This window comes from Nonomuraea recticatena (genome assembly GCF_039533245.1).
Classification (GTDB): Bacteria; Actinomycetota; Actinomycetes; order Streptosporangiales; family Streptosporangiaceae; genus Nonomuraea; species Nonomuraea roseola.
The window spans coordinates 244585-262755 of the sequence record NZ_BAAATE010000001.1; the positions used below are offsets into that span (position 1 = coordinate 244585).

17 protein-coding genes are annotated in these 18171 nt (G+C 70.7%); 2 read left to right on the top strand and 15 right to left on the bottom strand.

The genetic code is table 11. The features are described 5' to 3' along the window. Window positions 1-23 precede the first annotated feature (23 nt). Entirely contained in the window at window positions 24-278 is a 255-nt protein-coding gene (locus tag ABFX50_RS01115) for a WhiB family transcriptional regulator (protein WP_221241942.1), read from the bottom strand. A gap of 320 nt (window positions 279-598) precedes the next feature. Further along, window positions 599-2338 carry a hypothetical protein gene (locus ABFX50_RS01120; protein ID WP_346142465.1) on the bottom strand — a complete coding sequence of 580 codons (1740 nt, stop codon included), beginning with the start codon at window positions 2336-2338 and terminating at the stop codon, window positions 599-601. Between the two features lie 280 nt (window positions 2339-2618). Here ABFX50_RS01120 and cofD point away from each other — a divergent pair, with 280 nt between their 5' ends. Further along, window positions 2619-3557: a 2-phospho-L-lactate transferase gene (gene cofD / locus ABFX50_RS01125; RefSeq protein ID WP_346142467.1), complete on the top strand. Its 939-nt coding sequence runs from the start codon at window positions 2619-2621 to the stop codon at window positions 3555-3557. Next, the gene (locus tag ABFX50_RS01130; RefSeq protein WP_346142469.1) at window positions 3554-4858 is read left to right on the top strand and encodes a coenzyme F420-0:L-glutamate ligase; all 1305 of its coding nucleotides are present in this window, start codon (window positions 3554-3556) and stop codon (window positions 4856-4858) included. Before cofD ends, ABFX50_RS01130 begins: the two co-directional genes overlap by 4 nt. A 41-nt stretch (window positions 4859-4899) precedes the next feature. Here ABFX50_RS01130 and ABFX50_RS01135 read toward each other — a convergent pair whose 3' ends face one another. The 13 genes from ABFX50_RS01135 to ABFX50_RS01195 all read right to left on the bottom strand — a co-directional run bounded on the left by ABFX50_RS01135 (window position 4900) and on the right by ABFX50_RS01195 (window position 18153). After that, complete coding sequence (locus ABFX50_RS01135; protein ID WP_346142470.1) at window positions 4900-5334, bottom strand: PIN domain nuclease; 435 nt, start codon at window positions 5332-5334, stop codon at window positions 4900-4902. Then, complete coding sequence (locus tag ABFX50_RS01140; protein WP_346142472.1) at window positions 5325-5549, bottom strand: type II toxin-antitoxin system VapB family antitoxin; 225 nt, start codon at window positions 5547-5549, stop codon at window positions 5325-5327. Before ABFX50_RS01140 ends, ABFX50_RS01135 begins: the two co-directional genes overlap by 10 nt. 71 nt (window positions 5550-5620) lie before the next feature. After that, on the bottom strand, window positions 5621-8296 hold the full coding sequence (locus tag ABFX50_RS01145) for a bifunctional FO biosynthesis protein CofGH (RefSeq protein WP_346142474.1): 2676 nt from the start codon (window positions 8294-8296) through the stop codon (window positions 5621-5623). Window positions 8297-8506: 210 nt separating this feature from the next. After that, a complete protein-coding gene (locus ABFX50_RS01150; protein WP_312895632.1) occupies window positions 8507-9373 on the bottom strand; it encodes a DNA-3-methyladenine glycosylase family protein in 867 nt (288 codons plus the stop codon). A 34-nt stretch (window positions 9374-9407) separates the two neighbouring features. Further along, the gene (gene manB / locus ABFX50_RS01155; RefSeq protein ID WP_428834678.1) at window positions 9408-10487 is read right to left on the bottom strand and encodes a mannose-1-phosphate guanylyltransferase; all 1080 of its coding nucleotides are present in this window, start codon (window positions 10485-10487) and stop codon (window positions 9408-9410) included. Window positions 10488-10519: 32 nt separating this feature from the next. Continuing rightward, window positions 10520-11638 (bottom strand): glycosyltransferase family 4 protein, encoded by a 1119-nt coding sequence (locus tag ABFX50_RS01160; RefSeq protein ID WP_346142476.1) that lies wholly within the window; start codon window positions 11636-11638, stop codon window positions 10520-10522. A 63-nt stretch (window positions 11639-11701) separates the two neighbouring features. After that, on the bottom strand, window positions 11702-12583 hold the full coding sequence (locus ABFX50_RS01165) for a lysylphosphatidylglycerol synthase domain-containing protein (RefSeq protein ID WP_346142478.1): 882 nt from the start codon (window positions 12581-12583) through the stop codon (window positions 11702-11704). After that, entirely contained in the window at window positions 12580-13392 is an 813-nt protein-coding gene (locus ABFX50_RS01170) for a class I SAM-dependent methyltransferase (RefSeq protein WP_346142480.1), read from the bottom strand. Before ABFX50_RS01170 ends, ABFX50_RS01165 begins: the two co-directional genes overlap by 4 nt. A 13-nt stretch (window positions 13393-13405) precedes the next feature. Further along, a complete protein-coding gene (locus ABFX50_RS01175) occupies window positions 13406-14461 on the bottom strand; it encodes a glycosyltransferase family 4 protein (protein WP_346142482.1) in 1056 nt (351 codons plus the stop codon). Further along, window positions 14458-15351 carry a glycosyltransferase family 2 protein gene (locus ABFX50_RS01180; RefSeq protein WP_312895634.1) on the bottom strand — a complete coding sequence of 298 codons (894 nt, stop codon included), beginning with the start codon at window positions 15349-15351 and terminating at the stop codon, window positions 14458-14460. Before ABFX50_RS01180 ends, ABFX50_RS01175 begins: the two co-directional genes overlap by 4 nt. Before the next feature lie 98 nt (window positions 15352-15449). Continuing rightward, window positions 15450-15857: a PIN domain-containing protein gene (locus ABFX50_RS01185; RefSeq protein ID WP_346142484.1), complete on the bottom strand. Its 408-nt coding sequence runs from the start codon at window positions 15855-15857 to the stop codon at window positions 15450-15452. Further along, window positions 15854-16129, bottom strand: coding sequence for a ribbon-helix-helix protein, CopG family (locus tag ABFX50_RS01190; RefSeq protein WP_346142486.1), 276 nt, complete (start codon window positions 16127-16129; stop codon window positions 15854-15856). Before ABFX50_RS01190 ends, ABFX50_RS01185 begins: the two co-directional genes overlap by 4 nt. 26 nt (window positions 16130-16155) lie before the next feature. Then, window positions 16156-18153, bottom strand: coding sequence for a hypothetical protein (locus tag ABFX50_RS01195; RefSeq protein WP_346142488.1), 1998 nt, complete (start codon window positions 18151-18153; stop codon window positions 16156-16158). Between the last annotated feature and the right edge of the window lie 18 nt (window positions 18154-18171).

Here is an 18171-nt window from a genome sequence, read left to right on the forward strand (position 1 = left end):
CCGCGTGACCCTTGTGAATATTCCTAGACGGCCGCCTTCTTGATCCTTCGGCGTTCCCGCTCGGACAGCCCACCCCAGATGCCGAACCGCTCGTCGTGCTCGAGTGCGTATTCAAGACACTCGGCCCGCACCTCGCAGGAACGGCACACCTTCTTGGCCTCTCTGGTGGAGCCACCCTTCTCCGGGAAGAACGCCTCAGGGTCAGTCTGCGCGCACAGTGCACGCTCCTGCCAGCCGAGTTCTTCAGCGTCAAGCTGTTCCTGTGCGATGACCACCAACTCGGTCACTGCACACCTCCCTGCCGCCCGCCCGCAATGGAGCCCCCCATGAACGCCTCCTTCATACCCACCCTGGAGGCGTAACAACATGGCTGTAATTACACGCGCGTGCCGTAGGTAACGTCAAGCGGCATGCCGGTATCCGGGGAAAGACCCTCTCGCCCCGGTGTGCTTGCCATGTGCTGTTCGGGACCGGCCGAAACCGGATTCCATGGCCTTGACGTGACTTCATCAACGCTGTCAGCGGTCGGAACCGTACCAGGGCAGGCTTGACGCCCGCCCAGGGCCCACCTTCTCTCTATCCCGTGTTGACCGAAGTCTTACCGGCGCGGATCGTTCGGCGTGTAGATCGCCGTGGGGTCGATCGGGTCGTCACCAGGGCGGTAGCCGCTCTGGTCGAACCTGAGCGTCGAGTCCGCGTGCGGCCCCTGCTGGTAGGGGGTCGCCGGCGGGGTCTGCGGGTGGCCGAACGGGTCGTCGTACGACTGCTGGTACGGCTGCGCGGGGTCGAAGTGCAGTTGCGGATGGGTGCCCGCGGTGGACTGCTGGTAGGTCTCGGCCTGCTGGTAGGCGTGCAGCATCTGCTGCGAGCGCGGGTCCACGGGCGGGTCGGGCTCGCCGTAGTGCGGCTGGGCCTGCTGGGCGTACTCCTGAGCCGAGTAGCCGGTGAAGGGGCTGCCGCCCTGCGGTTCGAAGGCGGGAGGCTGCTCGTAGTAGGGCTGCTGAGACTCCTGCGGCTGGTACGGCGACCCCTGCCCCGCCTCGGACGGCTGGTAGCCGTCGGCCGCCCGGTAGGGCTCGGACTGCTGCTGGTAAGGCTCGGGCTGCTGGTAGTGCTCGGGCTGCTGGAAGGACGAGCCCGGCGCGGTGTCGGCCGGCTGGTAGGGCTGCGGCTCGTAGACGTTCGGCGTGCTGTGCGACGGCGTGTAGGCGTTGGGCAGGCTGTCGGCGGGCACGTAAGGGGCCGGCTGGTACTCCTGCGGCGGCGCGTACCCGTTGCTCGGCAGCGTCTCCGAGGGGGTGTAGCCGCTCGGCTCCTGCTGACCGTAGGAGCCCTGCTCCTGCGGCGCGTACGAGCTCTGCTCCTGCGGAGCGTACGGGTTCGGGTCCGCGGCGTAGGCGTTCTGCGGCGTCTCGGCCGACGTGTAGGCGGCAGCCTGCGGCTCGGGCTGCTGCACCGGCGTGGGCGCGGCGGGCAGGGCGGGCAGCTCGTGCCTGGGCGGCTGGTAGGCCCCCTGCTGGGGCGCCTGGGGCGCCTGGGCCTGGGACGAGTGTCCCTGGGCGGCCTGGTGGCCCTGCTGGTGCGCCTGGGAGTGCTGCGGCGGCTGGTAGGCCTCGTTGCCGTAACCGTGCTGCTCGTAGCCCTGCGGGGCCTGGCTCTGCGGCTGCTGCTCGTAGCCCTGCTGCTCGTGACCGCGCTGGTCGAAGCCCGGCTGCTGCTCGTAGCCCGGCTGGCCGCCGTAACTCGGCGGCTGCTGCGCGTAACCGGCGCCCTGCGGTGCCTGGCTCGGCGACTGCTGGCTCGGGGGCTGGTGACCCGGGGCCTGCTGGCTCGGGGCCTGCTGGCTCGGCGGCTGCTGGCCGTACTGCGGCTGTGCGGGGGGCTGCTGGCCGTACGGCTGGCCGCCCGTGGCCGGCTGCTGCACCGGCGGCTGCTGGGCGTAGCCCTGCTGGGGGTACTGCTGGCCGTACCCGCCGAACGCGGGGGCGGCGGGGCGTGCGGTGATCACCTGCGGCAGGAGGTAGACCAGCGCGAGGGCGGTGAGCGCGAGGGTCGGCACGCCCTGCACCACGAAGGAGAGCAGGCTCATGAAGCCCATCCCCGAGAACAGACCGAGGAGCAGCGCGATCGCGCCGAAGAAGGCGCCGGCGGCCAGCGTGCCCGCCGCGCCGTAGGCGACCGTCTTCGCCTTGGGCGTCGGGTCGCCGAACCTGGTGACCAGCACCACGGCGCCGACCGCGAGGGCGGCGGCGACCGGACTGGTCAGCTCACCCTGCACCAGGCGCGCGCGCACCAGCAGGGAGGTCATGGTCCCCGACTCCGCGACCAGCATCTGCAAGAGCGCGATGAGAACGTTTCCCGCCGCGACCGCAAGCATGATCCATGCAGCCGGCTCTCTGAGTCGGCTGACGTCTATTTTGCTCACTCGTTACCCCCAGCTGGTGGCTTACCACCCGAGGGGAGTTTGCCACATACCTGACTTTGGTGGCGGGAGTCCCAGCAAGCTCATCTATCCCAATAGTCCCCGATCAGCTCTAATACACGGAAATTTCAGGACAACAGGAAGGGAAGGCTGCCTCTCCAGACAGGTTGTCGGAGGGGGGTGGAAGACTGGCCGCATGCGTATCGTGTCCCTAGCCGGTGGCATCGGCGGAGCCCGCTTCCTGCGCGGCCTGCGTGCCGCCGTCCCCGACGCCGAGATCACCGTCATCGGCAACACCGGTGACGACATCACCCTCTTCGGCCTGCGGGTCTGTCCCGACCTCGACACCGTGATGTACACGCTCGGCGGCGGCATCAACGAGGAGCAGGGCTGGGGGCGTGAGAAGGAGAGCCACGTCGTCAAGGAGGAGCTGGCCGCCTACGGCGTCGAGCCGCAGTGGTTCGGCCTCGGCGACCGCGACTTCGCCACCCACATCGTGCGCTCGCAGATGCTCGAGGCGGGCTACACCCTCTCCCAGGTCACCGAGGCCCTGTGCGACCGGTGGCAGCCGGGGGTGCGGCTGCTGCCGATGAGCGACGACCGCTGCGAGACCCACGTCGTCATCACCGACGAGCAGGGCCGCCGCGCCGTCCACTTCCAGGAGTGGTGGGTGCGCCTGCGCGCCTCGGTCCCCGCCGAGTCCATCGCGCTCGTCGGCGCCGACACCGCCGCACCCGCCCCCGGCGTGCTGGCCGCCATCGAGGCCGCCGACTTCGTGATCCTCCCGCCGTCCAACCCGGTGGTGAGCATCGGCACCATCCTGCAGATCCCCGGCATCCGCGAGGCTCTGACCGGCAAGACCGTCGTGGGCGTCTCCCCCATCATCGGCGGCGCGCCCGTGCGTGGCATGGCCGACGCGTGCCTGACGGCGATCGGCGTGGAGACCAGCGCGCAGGCGGTGCTGTCGCTCTACGGGTCCGACCTGCTCGACGGCTGGCTCGTCGCCCCCGAGGACTCCTCGGTCGCGCTCGAGGGGGTGCGGGTGGAGGCCCGTCCGCTGCTCATGAGCGACCCCGACGCCACCGCGGAGCTCGCCCGCGCCGCCCTCGCCCTCGCCCAGGAGCTCAGCCGATGACCCGCCCCGCTTCCTCCTCCCCCCAGGGCTTCCAGGTCTTCGGCGTCCACGGCATCGGCGAGGTCCGCCCCGGCGACGACCTCGCCGCGCTGCTGAAGGCCGCGCTCCCGCCTGGCGAGGAGCTGCGCGACGGCGACATCCTCGTCATCACCTCCAAGATCGTCAGCAAGGCAGAGGGGCGCGTCCGCCAGGGCGCCGACCGCGCCGACGCCATCGCCGAGGAGACCGAGCGCGTCGTCGCCAGGCGTGGCGACACCGTCATCTCGCAGACCCGCCACGGCTTCGTCATGGCCGCCGCGGGCGTCGACGCCTCCAACACCGAGCCCGGCACCGTGCTGCTGCTGCCCGACGACTCCGACGCCTCCGCCCGGCGCGTCAGGGCGGCGCTCGGCGGCCGGGTCGGCGTCATCATCTCCGACACCTTCGGCCGCCCGTGGCGGCACGGCCTCACCGACGTGGCCATCGGCGCGGCGGGCGTGCGCCCCCTCGAGGACTTCAGGGGCGGCACCGACACCCACGGCAACCCGCTCAGCGCCACCGTCACCGCGCTGGTCGACGAGGTCGCCGCCGCCGCCGAGCTGGTCAAGGGCAAGCTCGACGGCGTGCCCATCGCGGTCGTGCGCGGCCTCGGGCACCTGGTCACCGACGACGACGGGCCCGGCGTCAGGCCGCTGATCCGCCCCGCCGACGAGGACATGTTCCGCTACGGCTCGCGCGAGGTCGTCTTCGCCCGCCGCACGATCAGGCAGTTCTCCGCCGACCCCGTCGACCCCGAGGCCGTACGGCGGGCGGTGGCGGCCGGCATCGCGGCCCCCGCGCCGCACCACACCACACCGTGGCGTTTCGTCCTGGTGGAGTCGGCCGACACCCGGCTGAGGCTGGTCGACGCCATGCGTGAGGCCTGGATCGCCGACCTGAAGGGCGACGGGTTCAGCGAGGAGTCCATCGCCAAGCGGATCCGCAGGGGCGACGTGCTGCGCGAGGCGCCGTACCTCGTGGTGCCGTGCCTGGTGATGGAGGGCTCCCACACCTACCGCGACGACCGCCGCAACGCCTCCGAGCGGGAGATGTTCGTGGTGGCGATGGGGGCGGGCGTGGAGAACTTCCTGGTGCAGCTGGCCGTGGAGGGGCTCGGGTCGGCGTGGGTGTCGTCCACGATGTTCTGCCGTCCGGTGGTCAGGCAGGTGCTCGACCTGCCCGACTCGTGGGACCCGATGGGGTGCGTCGCGGTCGGCCACGCCGCCGCCCCTCCCCGCGACCGCGCCCCCCGCGACGCCGCCGACTTCATCCTCACCCGCTGACACGCCGAATGCCCGCCGCCGTACGACGGCGGGCATTCGGCTCATCCGCGTCCGGGGTCCGCCTCACCCGGTGGCACCACCCATTCGGTCGGCTGCTGTGTGACTTCGGCGATCGTCTCGAAATCACGGTCGTAGTGCAGCACGGTCAGCTCCCAGGCCTCAGCGGTGGCCGCGATGAGCAGGTCGGCGATCGACGGGCCCCGATGCTTCCCGCTCTTCGCCAACGACTCCTGAATCTCACATGCACGCTGCCAGCCCCTGTCGGGAATCGGCATCCACGGAAACCCGGCGTCGAGTTGGCTCTTGATCTGCGCGTAATCGGCCGGACCGCGGGCAGAGTAGAGCAATTCGAGCTGGGTGGGCGCGCAGATCGACACCAATCCCTTGGTGATCAGGGGCTCGAGCCGGGCCCTGACCGGGGCCAGATGCAGCCGGGCCAAGGCACTCTTGTCACCGAGATAGGGGGTCACTTCCACAAGGCCTCCTCGGTCGCCGGGTCCAGCAGGTCCGCGAAGGCGCCTGCCGCGGCGAACTCGACGAACTGCTCCCTGGCCCGCTCGGCGATGATGTGCTGGAGGGCGGCGTCAACGGTGCTGCGGAGGCTGTCGGTGCCGAGGATGGCCTGAGCCTTCGCCGCCTTCGCGGCATCGATGTCAATCGTGGTCTTCGCCATCGAGACGTCCCTTCTCACCCGGCTGGGATATCCATCATACCCGGCCCCATATTCCCGAAGATGTGATTTCTGGATATCCAGCGAGCCGGTCAGACGACGGGGAGGGTGCGGCGGACGCTGCGGCAGACGCCGTCGCTGGCCGCCGAGGCCGCCAGCCGTTCGGCCGTCGGCGTGCCGTACTCCGTGGTGCGCTGCCGGAGTGGGCGGCCCGTCGGGGCGACCATCTCGGCGATCTCCGAGATGGTCTTGTACGAGCCGTTCTCCGACCCCGCCATGCGGCTGATCGTCTCCTCCATGAGCGTGCCGCCGAGGTCGTTCACCCCGCCCTGGAGCACCTCGCGGCACAGGTCGTCGCGGAGCTTGACCCAGGAGCACTGGATGTTGGCGATCGCCCCGTGCAGCAGGATCCTCGCCAGCGCGTGCACCGCGCGGTTCTCCCTGGCGGTCGGCCCGGGACGGGCGACGCCCGCCAGGTAGATCGGCGCGCTGTGATGGACGAACGGCAGCAGCACGAACTCCGAGAAGCCGCCTGTCTGCTCCTGCAACCGCCTGATCAGCTTGATGTGCTGCACCCAGTGCAGGTGGGTGTCGACGTGGCCGTACATCATGGTCGAGGTCGTCGGGATGCCCACGCGGTGCGCGGTGGTGATGACGTCGATCCACTCGCGGGTGGGCAGCTTGCCCTTGGTCAGCACCCAGCGCACGTCGTCGTCCAGGATCTCCGCGGCGGTTCCGGGCAGCGAGTCCACCCCCGCCTCCTTGGCGGCGGTCAGCCAGTCCTCGACGGACAGGTTCGTCCGGCTCGCCCCGTTGATGACCTCCATCGGCGAGAAGGCGTGGACGTGCATGTCAGGCGTCCTGGCCTTCACCGCGCGGGCGATGTCGAAGTAGGCGGTGCCCGGCAGGTCGGGGTGGATGCCGCCCTGCATGCACACCTCGGTCGCCCCCGCCTCCCAGCCCTCCTGGGCGCGGTCGGCCACCTGGTCGAGGGAGAGGGTGTAGGCGTCGGCGTCGGTCCTGCGTTGGGCGAAGGCGCAGAACCTGCAGCCGGTGTAGCAGACGTTGGTGAAGTTGATGTTGCGGTTGACGACGTAGGTGACGTCGTCGCCCACGCTCTCGCGCCTGAGGTGGTCGGCCAGGCGGGTGAGCTCCTCCAGCGCGTCGCCCTCGGCGGCGAGCAGGGCGACGGCCTGGGCGTCGGTGAGGCTCGCGGGGGCGCGCTCGGCCTGCCGCAGCGCCTCGGCGACGTCCCCCATGACCCCGACGCCAGGGGCCGGGGTCCGAGACGCCCCGAGGCCGCCGGCCGCCGTGGACAAGGCGGGCGTCTCCTGGGAGCCGCCTACCGCCGAAGAGGTGGGCGTCTCCTGCGGGAAGCCGTCCGCCAGGAGGGCGCCGGGGGCGGCGGGCGCGGCGAGGCGGTCACGCAGGGCGTCCCAGTCGCCGTAGACGTTGTCGAAGTCGTCGCGCCTGTCGTTCGTCCGCCCCGAGGTGTCCACCTCGACGTGCAGGTCCGTACGGCCGGCGGCCGCGAACCCCCCGTCGGGCTCCTGCCACGGACGGCCAACGAGCGGCGCGTCCTCGAGGGCGAGACCCGTCGCCGGGTCGGCCAGCGCCTCCACGTGCGCGAAGAGCCTGGGGTCGAGCCAGGGCTCCCCGGCCAGCACGTACTCCGGGTAGATCGTCAGCCGCTCCCTCAGGACGAACCCGGCCTCGGCCGTACGGGCGGCCAACTCGTCGATGTGCGGCCAGGGGCGCTCGGGGTTGACGTGGTCGGGCGTGAGGGGCGAGACGCCGCCCCAGTCGTCGATCCCCGCCCTGATCATGAGCGCGTACTCGGAGTCGACCAGGTTGGGCGGCGCCTGGACCCGCATCTTCGGCCCGAGCACCAGGCGCGTCACGGCGATCGTGGCCGCCAGCTCCTGGAGCGAGGCGTCGGGCAGCCCGCGCATCGCCGTGTCCTGCTTGGCGCGGAAGTTCTGGACGATGACCTCCTGGATGCCGCCGTACTCACGCGCCACCCGGCGGATCGCGAAGATCGACTCGGCCCTGTCCTCGATGGTCTCCCCGATGCCGATGAGGATGCCGGTGGTGAAGGGCACGTTGGAGCGCCCCGCGTCCTCCAGGACGCGCAGCCGTACGGCGGGGTCCTTGTCGGGAGAGCCGTAGTGGGCCGCGCCCTTGGTCTCGAACAGGGCGCGCGAGGTGGTCTCCAGCATCATGCCCATGGACGGCGCGACCGGCTTGAGCCGCTGGAAGTCGCGCCAGGTCAGCACTCCGGGGTTGAGGTGCGGCAGCAGGCCGGTCTCCTCCAGCACCCTGATCGCCATCGCGCGCACGTACGAGAGCGTGTCGTCGTAGCCGTGCGCGTCCAGCCACGTGCGGGCCTGGTGCCAGCGGTCCTCCGGACGGTCGCCAAGCGTGAACAACGCCTCCTTGCAGCCCATGGCCGCACCCTGCCTGGCGATCTCCAGCACCTCGTCCGGGCTGAGGAAGGCGTCGGGCAGCTTGCCTGGCGCGGTGGCGAAGGTGCAGTAGCCGCAGCGGTCCCTGCACAACCTGGTCAGAGGGATGAAGACCTTCTTGCTGTAGGTGATGACGCCGTTGCGACCGTTGGCGTCACGCACGCGTGAGGCGTGTTCCAGCAGGGCGTCGAGGTGCTCGTCCCTGGCCTGGAGCAGCACGGTGGCCTCGGTGAGGTCGAGCGCCTTGCCGTCACGGGCCCTCGCGAGAGCGCGGCGGAGGGCGGAATCGCTGACATAGGTCATACCGGCACATTAGCTGTTAAGCAAAGCTGAAGGGTGCTCCGTAGAAAGTCTCGATAGACGTAAATAGATGCAAGAGCAGATAATAAGAGGGAACGAAGGAGCACACCATGTCCTGGATCTTCATCCTCAGCCTGATCGCCGTTCTCGCCCTCGTCGGCCCGTTCTTCGGCAGCGACACCCGCGATGGAAGGGACTGGCGCAGGTCGCCGTTCAGAAGGAACGGTAGTCACGGGCGGACAGCCTAGGCCCGCGTGCGGGCGGCCTCAGCCCACTGAGCCCGACCAGCACGCAGGCCCTGTGCCTGTGCCCTCTGTACGGCTCCAGCAGCCGCATCATCTCCGCGTCGTCGGCCTTCTCGCCTGTCAGCGCCCAGCCCACGATCTTGGCCAGGTGGAAGTCCCCGACGCTCACCGCGTCAGCGTCACCGAAGCAGCGCTGCCGAACCTCCGCCGACGTCCACACCCCGATGCCGGGCAACGCCCGCAGCAGGCGGTCGAGCGAGGCGGAGTCGGCGGCGGCCTCCAGCTTGGCCGCGTGCCAGGCGGCCGTCGCGATCGTCCTGGCGCGCACGGCCTCGGCCCCCGCCCTGTGCCAGTCCCATGCCGGGATCTGACGCCACACCTCGGGCTCGGGCATCACCCTCATGCCCTCGGGTGCGGGGCCAGGGGGCTGCGTGCCGTACTTGCGCAGCAGGTACCGCCACGCGCGCCACGCCTCCCTGCCGACCACCTTCTGCTCGAGAACGGCTGGCACGAGCGCCTCGAACACCAGCCCGCTCCTGCCGATGCGCGGCACGGCGAGCCCCTTGAGCACCTCGTGGTGCACGGTGAAGCCCGACAGGTCGTCGTCGGCGCCGACGAGGCCGGGGAGTGAGTCGAGCAGCCACGAGGCCCCCGCGCCCCACGCCTGGCCGCCGTGCCTGGTGAGGCGGAGCGTTCCTGGGCCGTCGGGCGTGCGTTTGGTCATCCAGAACGCGCCGTCGCCCGTTCGCCGCCAGGTGGGGTCGTATCCGCCATGCTGGTGGGGGCCCAGCAGCGCGGCCAGGTCGACGGGCATCTCGTAGCGGCGCTCGCGCACGTTTCCAGTCTGCCCGCCGTACCGCATGAGCAGGTCAGGCGTCGCTGGAGAAGCGCACGGCGCACTCGGGCAGGATCACGCCGGGCCAGACGCGCGCGCCCGCCTTCAGCTCGTTGCCCGCGCCGACGGTCGCGCCGTCGCCGATCACCGCGTCGCGCACCTCGGCGCCCTTGGAGATCCTGGCGCCGAGACCGACGAGGGAGTCGACCACGGTCGCCCCCGCCTCGATCACGCAGTCGTCGCCGAGCACGCTGCCGCTCACCGTGGCTCCGGCCTCGACCACGGCCCGCGCCCCGACCACGGAGCCGCCGTCGACCTTGGCCTCGGGCGAGACGACGGCGCCTTCGAGCGCCAGGCGTTCACCGGTGGGCCCGGGGAGCGCGGGCGAGCTCAGCCTGCCCAGCACCAGGTCGCGTGAGCCCTTGACGAAGGCGGCGGGGGTGCCGACGTCGAGCCAGTAGCTGCTGTCGGCGTATCCGAGCACGAGAGCGCCCGAGTCGATCAGCGAGGGGAACGTCTCGCGCTCGACCGACACGACCTGCCCCTCGGGGATCGAGTCGATCACCGAGCGGGTGAAGACGTAGCACCCGGCGTTGATGCGGTTGGTCACGGGATGGGGGGTCTTCTCCAGGAAGGCGGTGACCCGCCCGGAGGCGTCGGTCGGCACGCAGCCGAAGCGCGTGGGGTCCTCCACCTCGGTCAGGTGCAGCGTGACCGCGGCCTCGCGGACGACGTGCTGCCTGACCTGGTCGCCGACGTCGTGCCCCGAGAGGATGTCGCCGTTGAGGATCAGCACAGGATCGCCAGGGCCCGCGCTCAGCGCCTGCGCGGCGTTGCGGATCGCCCCACCCGTGCCGAGCGGTGTCTCCTCGGTCATGTAGACCAGCTCGAGACCCAGCGAGGATCCGTCGCCGAAGACCGGCTCGAACATCGAGGCCTTGTAGGAGGTGGCGAACACGATGCGCCGCACGCCGAAGGAGCGGGCCTGCGCGAGCTGGTGCGCCAGGAAGGGAACCCCCGCCGTGGGCAGCAACGGCTTGGGCGTGCCCAGCGTCAACGGACGCAGGCGAGTGCCCTGGCCCCCGACCAGGAGAATCGCCTCGAGGTCTGGCAAAGAGCTCTCCATCACCCCGTGAGGTTACCCAACTATTCGATCGCGCGTTGATACGACTGCAGATGTGCCTGGGCGGAGGCGTCCCAGCTGAACTCTCTCGCCCTCGCGAGACCCGCCGCGGCCAGCTGTTCGCGCCGGTCGGGCGCGGCCAGGAGCTGCCCGAGCGCGGCGGCGATGCTGTCGGGATCGGGCTCGGTGTAGGCGACCGCGTCGCCCCCCACCTCGGGCAGGGAGGTGCGGTGCGTGGTCAGCACGGGCGCGCCGCAGGCCATCGCCTCCAGCACCGGCAGCCCGAATCCCTCGCCGCGCGAGGGGAAGGCCACCACCAGGGCGCCGCCCAGGAAGCCGGGCAGGTCGGCGTAGGACAGATAACCGGGGCGGACCACCTTCACCGTGGCCTCCACCTCGCTGACGGCCGCGTCGACGTCGTCCTCGTGGATGCCGCCGACGATGACCAGCGCGGGTGGGTTCTCCAGGCGCTCGACCGCTCTGGCGAAGCCTCTGATCAGGTTCGGCACGTTCTTGCGCGGCTCGAGCGCGCCGAGGAAGGCGACGTACGGCTGGCCGTGCAGGGCCAGCCTGTCGGCCACCCTTCTGCTCTCCAGCTCGGTCGGCGCGTGGAAGATCTCGTGGTCGACGCCGTGGTAGGCGACGTCGATCCTGGTCGGGTCGGCCGACAGCACCCTGATCAGCTCGTCCCTGGTCGCCTTGGACGGCACGATCACCCGCTGCGCGTGCCGTACGGCGGTGCGGGTGGCCGACCTGAAGAACGACGCCTTGACCGTGGCGTGCCGCTCCTGCTCGGTGAACCAGGTGACGTCGTGGACGGTCACCACGGTCGGCACCCCGGGGCGCAGCGGCATGGAGTAGTAGGGCGTGTGGATCACCTGCGCGCCCACCCGCTGAGCGATCACCGGCAGGCCTGTCTGCTCCCACGCCAGCCTGGCGCCCGTGTTGGCGATGGAGACGGGACCTTGCACCACCCTCGCGGATGGGGCGATCCTGCTGTACCTGTCGGCGTCGGCCCGCTGGCAGACCACACTCACGTCGGCGCCGGCCCGGTGGAGCCCGCCGACCAACCCATCGACGTATCGGTTGAGCGCGCCGCGGTCGGCGTGTACGGCCGCCGCGTCGATGAGCACTCGGGGCATCACGAAAGATCCCTCCCCAGAAGACCCTCGTCCGACTCCAACCCTACGACCCGGTGGGGCAAATCACACGGGATTACGGTCCACTGTGGCTCTCGCGGCGGCTCCAGCCGCGGCGGCGCAGATGAGGTCGGCCAGGATGATCACCATGCGGGAGCACAGCGCGAGGGCGATCGCCGAGCCGCGGTCGAGGACGGGCGACAGCACCGCCACCATGGCCGCCTCGCGCACCCCCGCCCCCGCGGGCACGACGAAGGTCATGATGCCCAGGCACCACGTCAGCGCGAACGCGCCGATGGCGAACAGCAGCCCTCCCGAGGCCCCCATGTCGGCGGCCAGGAGGAACAGGTGCACGCCGTAGGCGCCCCATCCGGCCAGCGCCCACGCCAGCGCCGTGAGCATGCCCCTGCGGCTGAGCGGCCTCTCGAGCGGCTCGCGCCTGAGCCTGCGCAGCCCGAAGCCGATCAACGCGTTGATCACCTTCGGTTCGAGGAGCACCAGGAGCACGGGGATGAACAGCAGCGCCCATCCGAAGCGGTCCCAGCCGAGCGTGACCAGCGTGACCAGCAGCCCGGTGGCCAGCTGGATCGGCATCATCAGGAAGAAGGCCGTCGCGCTGCGCGGGCGCGGCACGCCGAGGTCCTTGCCCATCTCCATCTGGGCGAGCACGGGCCAGACCGCGCCGGGGATGTACTTGCCGAGCTGGCCGACGAAGAACACCTTCGCCGCGGGCCTGAGCGGCAGCGGCGAGCCCAGGTCGGCCAGCAGGGTCCGCCACGTCATCATGGCCGCGAGCAGCGCGACGACCACCGAGACGAGCGAGCCTGCCAGCATCGGCCAGGTGAGCATGGCGAACCCGGCGACGACCGCGTCCCACTGCGAGGCGACGACCCAGGCGCCGAACCCGAGCGCGACCAGCAGGAAGCCGAGCCGTACCGCCTTCTTCACAGCCGCTCCGGCGGCTGCGGCAGCGCGGCCCCCGCGGGCGTGCGCGGCCGCTTGGTGGCCACCCACAGGTAGGTGGGCACCAGCGGCAGCATCAGCTTGAGCACCGCCCGCGGCGTGCGGGCCAGCACACCCTGCGCGATCCTGCCGAGCACGCCGGGGAACAGCTCGCCGCCCGCGAACGCCGAGGGGGTGGCCAGCACGGGGAAGGTGTAGTCCCACACGTAGAAGGCGCGGGTCATCTTCCTCAGCCCCCGCCTGGTGCGGAAGCGCTCGTAGTAGTGGTCGGCCCTGCCGGAGGCGCGCACGTAACGGTCGGCCAGCGAAGCGGGCAGGTACGACAGGAACGGCAGCTTGTAGTGCGGCTCCATGATGCCGAGCTTGTTGCCGAGCCCCAGGTAGAGGACGCCGTCCTCGGACAGCACCCTGTGCATCTCGGCCACGACCGCGTCGGGGTCGACGACGTGCTCGTAGATGTGGTTGAAGACCAGCACGTCGACCGAGCCGTCGGGAAAGGGCAGCGCGGTGCCGTCGCCGCAGATGAAGGCGACCCGCTTGCCGAAGCGGTCGGCGGCCTTGCGCAGGCCGGGCACGTCGATGTCGATGCCGAGCGTGCGCCCCGCGCCCGCGGCCGCGAGCTCGTCGGCGATGAACCCCGCCGAGCAGCCGACGTCGCCCACGGTCAGCCCCTCGAGCGGCCCGTGGAAGTGCTCGAGCACTGCGATGATCTTCGCGGCCTTACGCCTGCGCTTGGCTTCGTCGAGCATCGCCGGCTGGAACTCGGAGTACTCGAGCTGCTTCTCCTTCACCACGTCCCCGATCCTCTCAGGCTCGAAGGAGTGTGTCGGTGTAGGTGCGCCAGAACGGCTCGGGATCGACGGCCCTGACGCCCGCTCTCAGCCGCTCGGGGTCCTCGTAGAACCGCTCGATCGCCTTGCGCAGCGCCTCGACGTCATCGGGCTCGACCAGCAGGCCGTCGACGCCGTCGCGGACGTTGTCGGCCAGCGCGCCGACCCTGGTCGCGATCACCGGCACCCCGTGCTCGTGCCCGAGCCACACGTTCTGGCTGGCCGTGGCGTTCCTGTACGGCAGGACCAGCGCGTCGGCCCGGGCGAACAGCGCGGGCACCTCGTCGGCGGCCACGTAGCCTGGACGCAGCTCCACCCTGTCGCCGATGCCCAGCTCGGCGATCAGCGCCCTGGTGTCGTCGAGCCCGCCCCAGAACTCGCCCGCCACGGTGAGCCCCACGCCTGGAGGCAGCGCCCTGAGCAGCAGGTCGAGCCCCTTGTACGGCCTGACGATGCCGAAGAAGAGCAGCCTGTGGTGCGTGCCCTCTGCTCTGGCGGCGCTCCTGGCGGGCAGGTGCGGAGGGAGCGCGGCGGTGCTGATCGGCCTGGTCGTGAGCGACCCGGCGAGACCGGCCTGCTGATCGGAGTGGGTCAGCACGCCGTCGACCCGCTTGAGCAGCGCCTTCATCAACGGCTCGTCCCACGGCTTGCGCTCGTGGGGCAGGACGTTGTGGCAGAGCGCGATCGTCCTGGCCTTACGCCCGATGCCGGACAGGATGCCGAGATAGGCGGGGACCTGTACCGGGCTGAGCACCGCGAGGATCACCAGGTCGGCGCTCCTGAGCCGCCGCCCCGCCGCCACCCAGCCGTCGGGCCTGCGCCAGTCGAGCCGCCTGTGGGTGCGCGGGTACGGCTCCCCCTCGGGGACGTCGATCGTCTGCTGCCCCGGGTAGAGGAAGGAGGGGTACTGCGCCTTCCACGACTCGATCACCACGTCGTGGCCCATGGCCGCGAGCCTGTGGGCCAGCTCGGTGGTGTGCTGCGCGCCCCCGCCCTTGTAGGGGTAGGTCGGGCCGACGATCGCGATCCTCATTCGCCGCGTGACCTCACGATCAGGTCGGCCAGCAGCGCCACCGAGCCGATCAGCATGCCGGACAGCACGATCATGATGGTGTTCGTCGGGATGTAGAAGGGCGTCCGCACCATGTCGGTGACGAACTTGACGAACCCGATGCCCACCAGCCACAGGGCGGGGGGCATGAGCACCTTGAGCGGGTTGAAGTACATGACCATCCGCAGCACCTGCAGGATGTAGCGGTAGGCGTCGCTGACGAAGCTGAACTTCGACTTGCCGGCCCGCTTGGCGTACTCGATCGGCAGGTAGTAGACGTCGTGCTGGTTGGACAGGAACGACAGCGTGATCGTCGTGACGCACGAGAAGCCGGGGGGCAGCAGCCTGAGGTACGGCCTGGCCACCGACTTGCGGAAGGCCCTCAGCCCGGAGTTGAGGTCGGGGATCTTCTGCCCTGCCAGCTTCTCCGCGATCTTGCGGATCACCCACTTGGCGGGCACCCTGAGGAGCTTGTGCGAGCCCTCCTCGGTGGTGCGCGCGCCGACCACCTGGTCGACCGTCTGGTCCTTCTCCAGGATCTGGACCAGCTCGGGGATGCGCTCGTTCGGGTAGGTCATGTCCGCGTCGGTCCAGACCACGATCTCGCCACGCGCCTCCTGCGTGCCGATCCTGCGGACGGTGCCCGAGCCGCCGTTGCGGTGGAAGGCGCGGATGCGCATGTGCGGGAAGCGCGGCGCGGCCTCCTCGAGCCTGGCCAGCGTCGCGTCGGTGGAGCAGTCGTCGACGGCCACCAGTTCGTAGGTGTAGCCGCTTGAGTCCATCGCCTTGGTGATGCGTTCGACCTCGTCAAGGACGTGGTCCTGCTCGTTGTAGCAGGGCAGGACGATCGTGACGTACGGCGTAGCTTCCACGGCGGATCCAGTCTTGGGGGGCTCAAGCGTGCTCACGTGGGACGAGGGTACCCTTCCCTGTCACGCCCCGGTTCCACTCGGTCAAGATGCTCCGCCGGCTACACGGCGATGAGCGAGGGACGCACGGCGGGCTTGGCGGCGTCGAGAAGAGCGTGAAGATCACCTGGGTCCGAGGTGACGATGGCGGCGTTCCACCGGATCGCCGTCATGACGACCGTGGCGTCGACGACATCCGAGCTGCCTGCCTTTCCGCACAGCTTTCCCGCTTCGCGCCCCATGGCCTCCGTCATGTCCACGATGTCGCAGCCGAACAGCAACCGCGCGAGAGACGCCTGCCTCGCCGAGCCCCGCCACACCTGAGCCAGCACCGGCACGGGAAGGATCAGGTCCCTGCCCTCCTTGAGCGCCTGCCGGTGAAGGTCCCACATCTCCGAGTCATTGGCCTCGGCCGCGATGAGTGCTCCTGCGTCATACACGATCGGCCACTGGGGGTTAGCCGCCCTCATCCCGCCAACCTTTCAGTTACTGTCTGCGCGGACATCTCAGCATCTGCTGCGGCAAGCCGGGCAGCTGCGGCTGCCTGCCGCTCCGGTGTTATCTCGCCGTGTTCGGCTTCCCACTCGCGCACCGCTGCCAGGCCCGCCTCCCTGCGGATGACGTGACCGGCGGCCTGGGTGAGCCACGCCGAGACGCTCAGCCCTTCGCGCTCCGCCAGTCTGGCGACCTCGTCCAGGGTCTCTTCGGGAAGCGAGATGGAGATCTTCTTCACAGCCATCATGCGACCACGGTAGCACCGCGACGCGATCAGGGCAGGGACATCCAAACATTGACCGCCAGGCGCCAGGTGCCGTCAGGCGGCTTCACCAGGGAGCGTTCGTCCTGGCGGGTGTCGAGGGCGATGACGTGTCGGGGCGGGCCGTACCCGGAGAGCTGGCCGGGCTCCGCGGCCAGCAGCACGGGCGTCCGCCCCGCCCTCCTGACGCCCTCGATCAGGCGCAGGACGTCCCCGCTTGACGGGGTGTCTCCCGACCGCGGCCTGCGCACCTGGGCCGTCGGTATCCCGCAGGTGCCGCGGACGACCTGGGTGAAGCGCTCGGCCGTGACGCGCTCGACGATCAGCACCGAGGCGTCGGAGGGGATGCTCGCGCACAGGTTCTCGACGGCCGCGCGCTCGCCCCTTTCGATCGGGGTGAAGGCGGTGCCGATGGAGGTGAAGGCCACCGGCGCCAGGAGCAGCACGACGGCGGCGCCGCCGAACCAGCGCGTGCCGCGCCCGCCGCGCCCGAGCCGCTCGCGCGTCCAGGCCAGCCCCCAGACGGCCAGCATGATCAGGCCGGGGATCACGACGGGCACCAGGCGGCGCGAGGCCCACGGATGGTCGGGGGTGATCTCGGGCTTGAGCAGCGTGGTGACGGTGGTCCAGCCGATGACGGCCAGCGGCAGCAGCCACTCGAACGGAGCCCCTTCGCGCAGCAGCCGCCTGACCAGCACGACGGCCGCCAGCGTGGCGAAGACCACGACGGGCACGCCGACGTACCAGATCACCCAGTAGAGGGAGTCCTCGAAGTAGAGGCGTTCGCCGTCGACGGGCAGGCCGTTGTTCTTCTGCGTCACCCGGAGGAACTCGTAGGTCAGCCAGTCCTCTTCGGTGATGGGTTCGCGGCGGACGGTCTGGACCCACGGCCGTACGGCCAGGCCCAGCATGACCAGCGCGACCAGGCCCGCGCCGATCTCGGGCAGCCGTCTGGGCAGGCGCAGCCCTGACAGCCTGCCCGCCATGGCGGTGCCGACGGCCGTCAGCACCACCACCACGGCGCAGATGATCAGCAGCGGGCCCACCGAGCGCGACAGATACTCCAGGTACGGGCCCGCGAAAGCCCAAGCGGCCACGAATCCGAGCCCCACGCCCGCCGCCAGGCCCGCCAGCAGCGAGAAGCCGCGGCGCAGCGCCAGCAGCAGGCCGCCGAAGGCCAGGACGGGCAGGACGTCGCGCAGCGCGTCGATGCGCACCAGCACGGCCAGCCCGAACACCAGCCCGGCCACGACCCTCTCCCAGCGTCCCGCGCCGTCGCGGAGGGCGCCGTGGAGGAGGGCGACGCCGCCGAAGATCAGGATCAGGGAGGCGATCTCGCTGAAGGTCGCGCGCGAGGTGTAGAGGATGGGCATGCTGATCGCGAAGGTCAGCGCCGCGAGCGCGGCCCAGCGGGCGCCCGCCAGTCTGGCGACCGCTCCGGCCAGCACGAGCGTGGCCAGCGCGCCGAGCACGGGCGGCGTGAGCAGCAGCCCGCCCAGCCACTCCCCCGCCGCGTACAGCATCGGCGGGCCGGGCAGGAACTGCGGCACCACGGCGCCGTCTGCGTCGTAGAAGCCCATGCTGCGGAACCACAGCGCGGGGTCGTCGCCGCCGAACGCCTCGGCCTGTCGCGGGATGGGCAGGGAGCCGTGCCTGGCGATCCAGATCGCGTACTGGGCGTAGGTGGCGGGGTCGCGGCGGACGATCAGCTGCTCGCCGTGCATGACCAGGTTGAACACCAGCGAGAACAGGGCGACGCCGAACACCCCGCCCACCTGCCGCGCGGTGGCGTCGAGGTCAGGCAGCCGGGTGAGCGCGACCCTGCACAGCACCACCAGGACGGCCGCGCCGAGGATCACCGTGGGAAGCGGCCTGAACCACCCGGCCAGCAGGAGCGGCAGCCCGGCCAGCAGCCAGGAGGCCACCGCGAGCGCGGGCAGCACGGAGGCGACGGCGAGCACCCTGCCCGCCGACGGTCTGCGCGTGCGTTCGAGCCAGGCGAGTCTCATCGGTGATCGCGAGAGTAT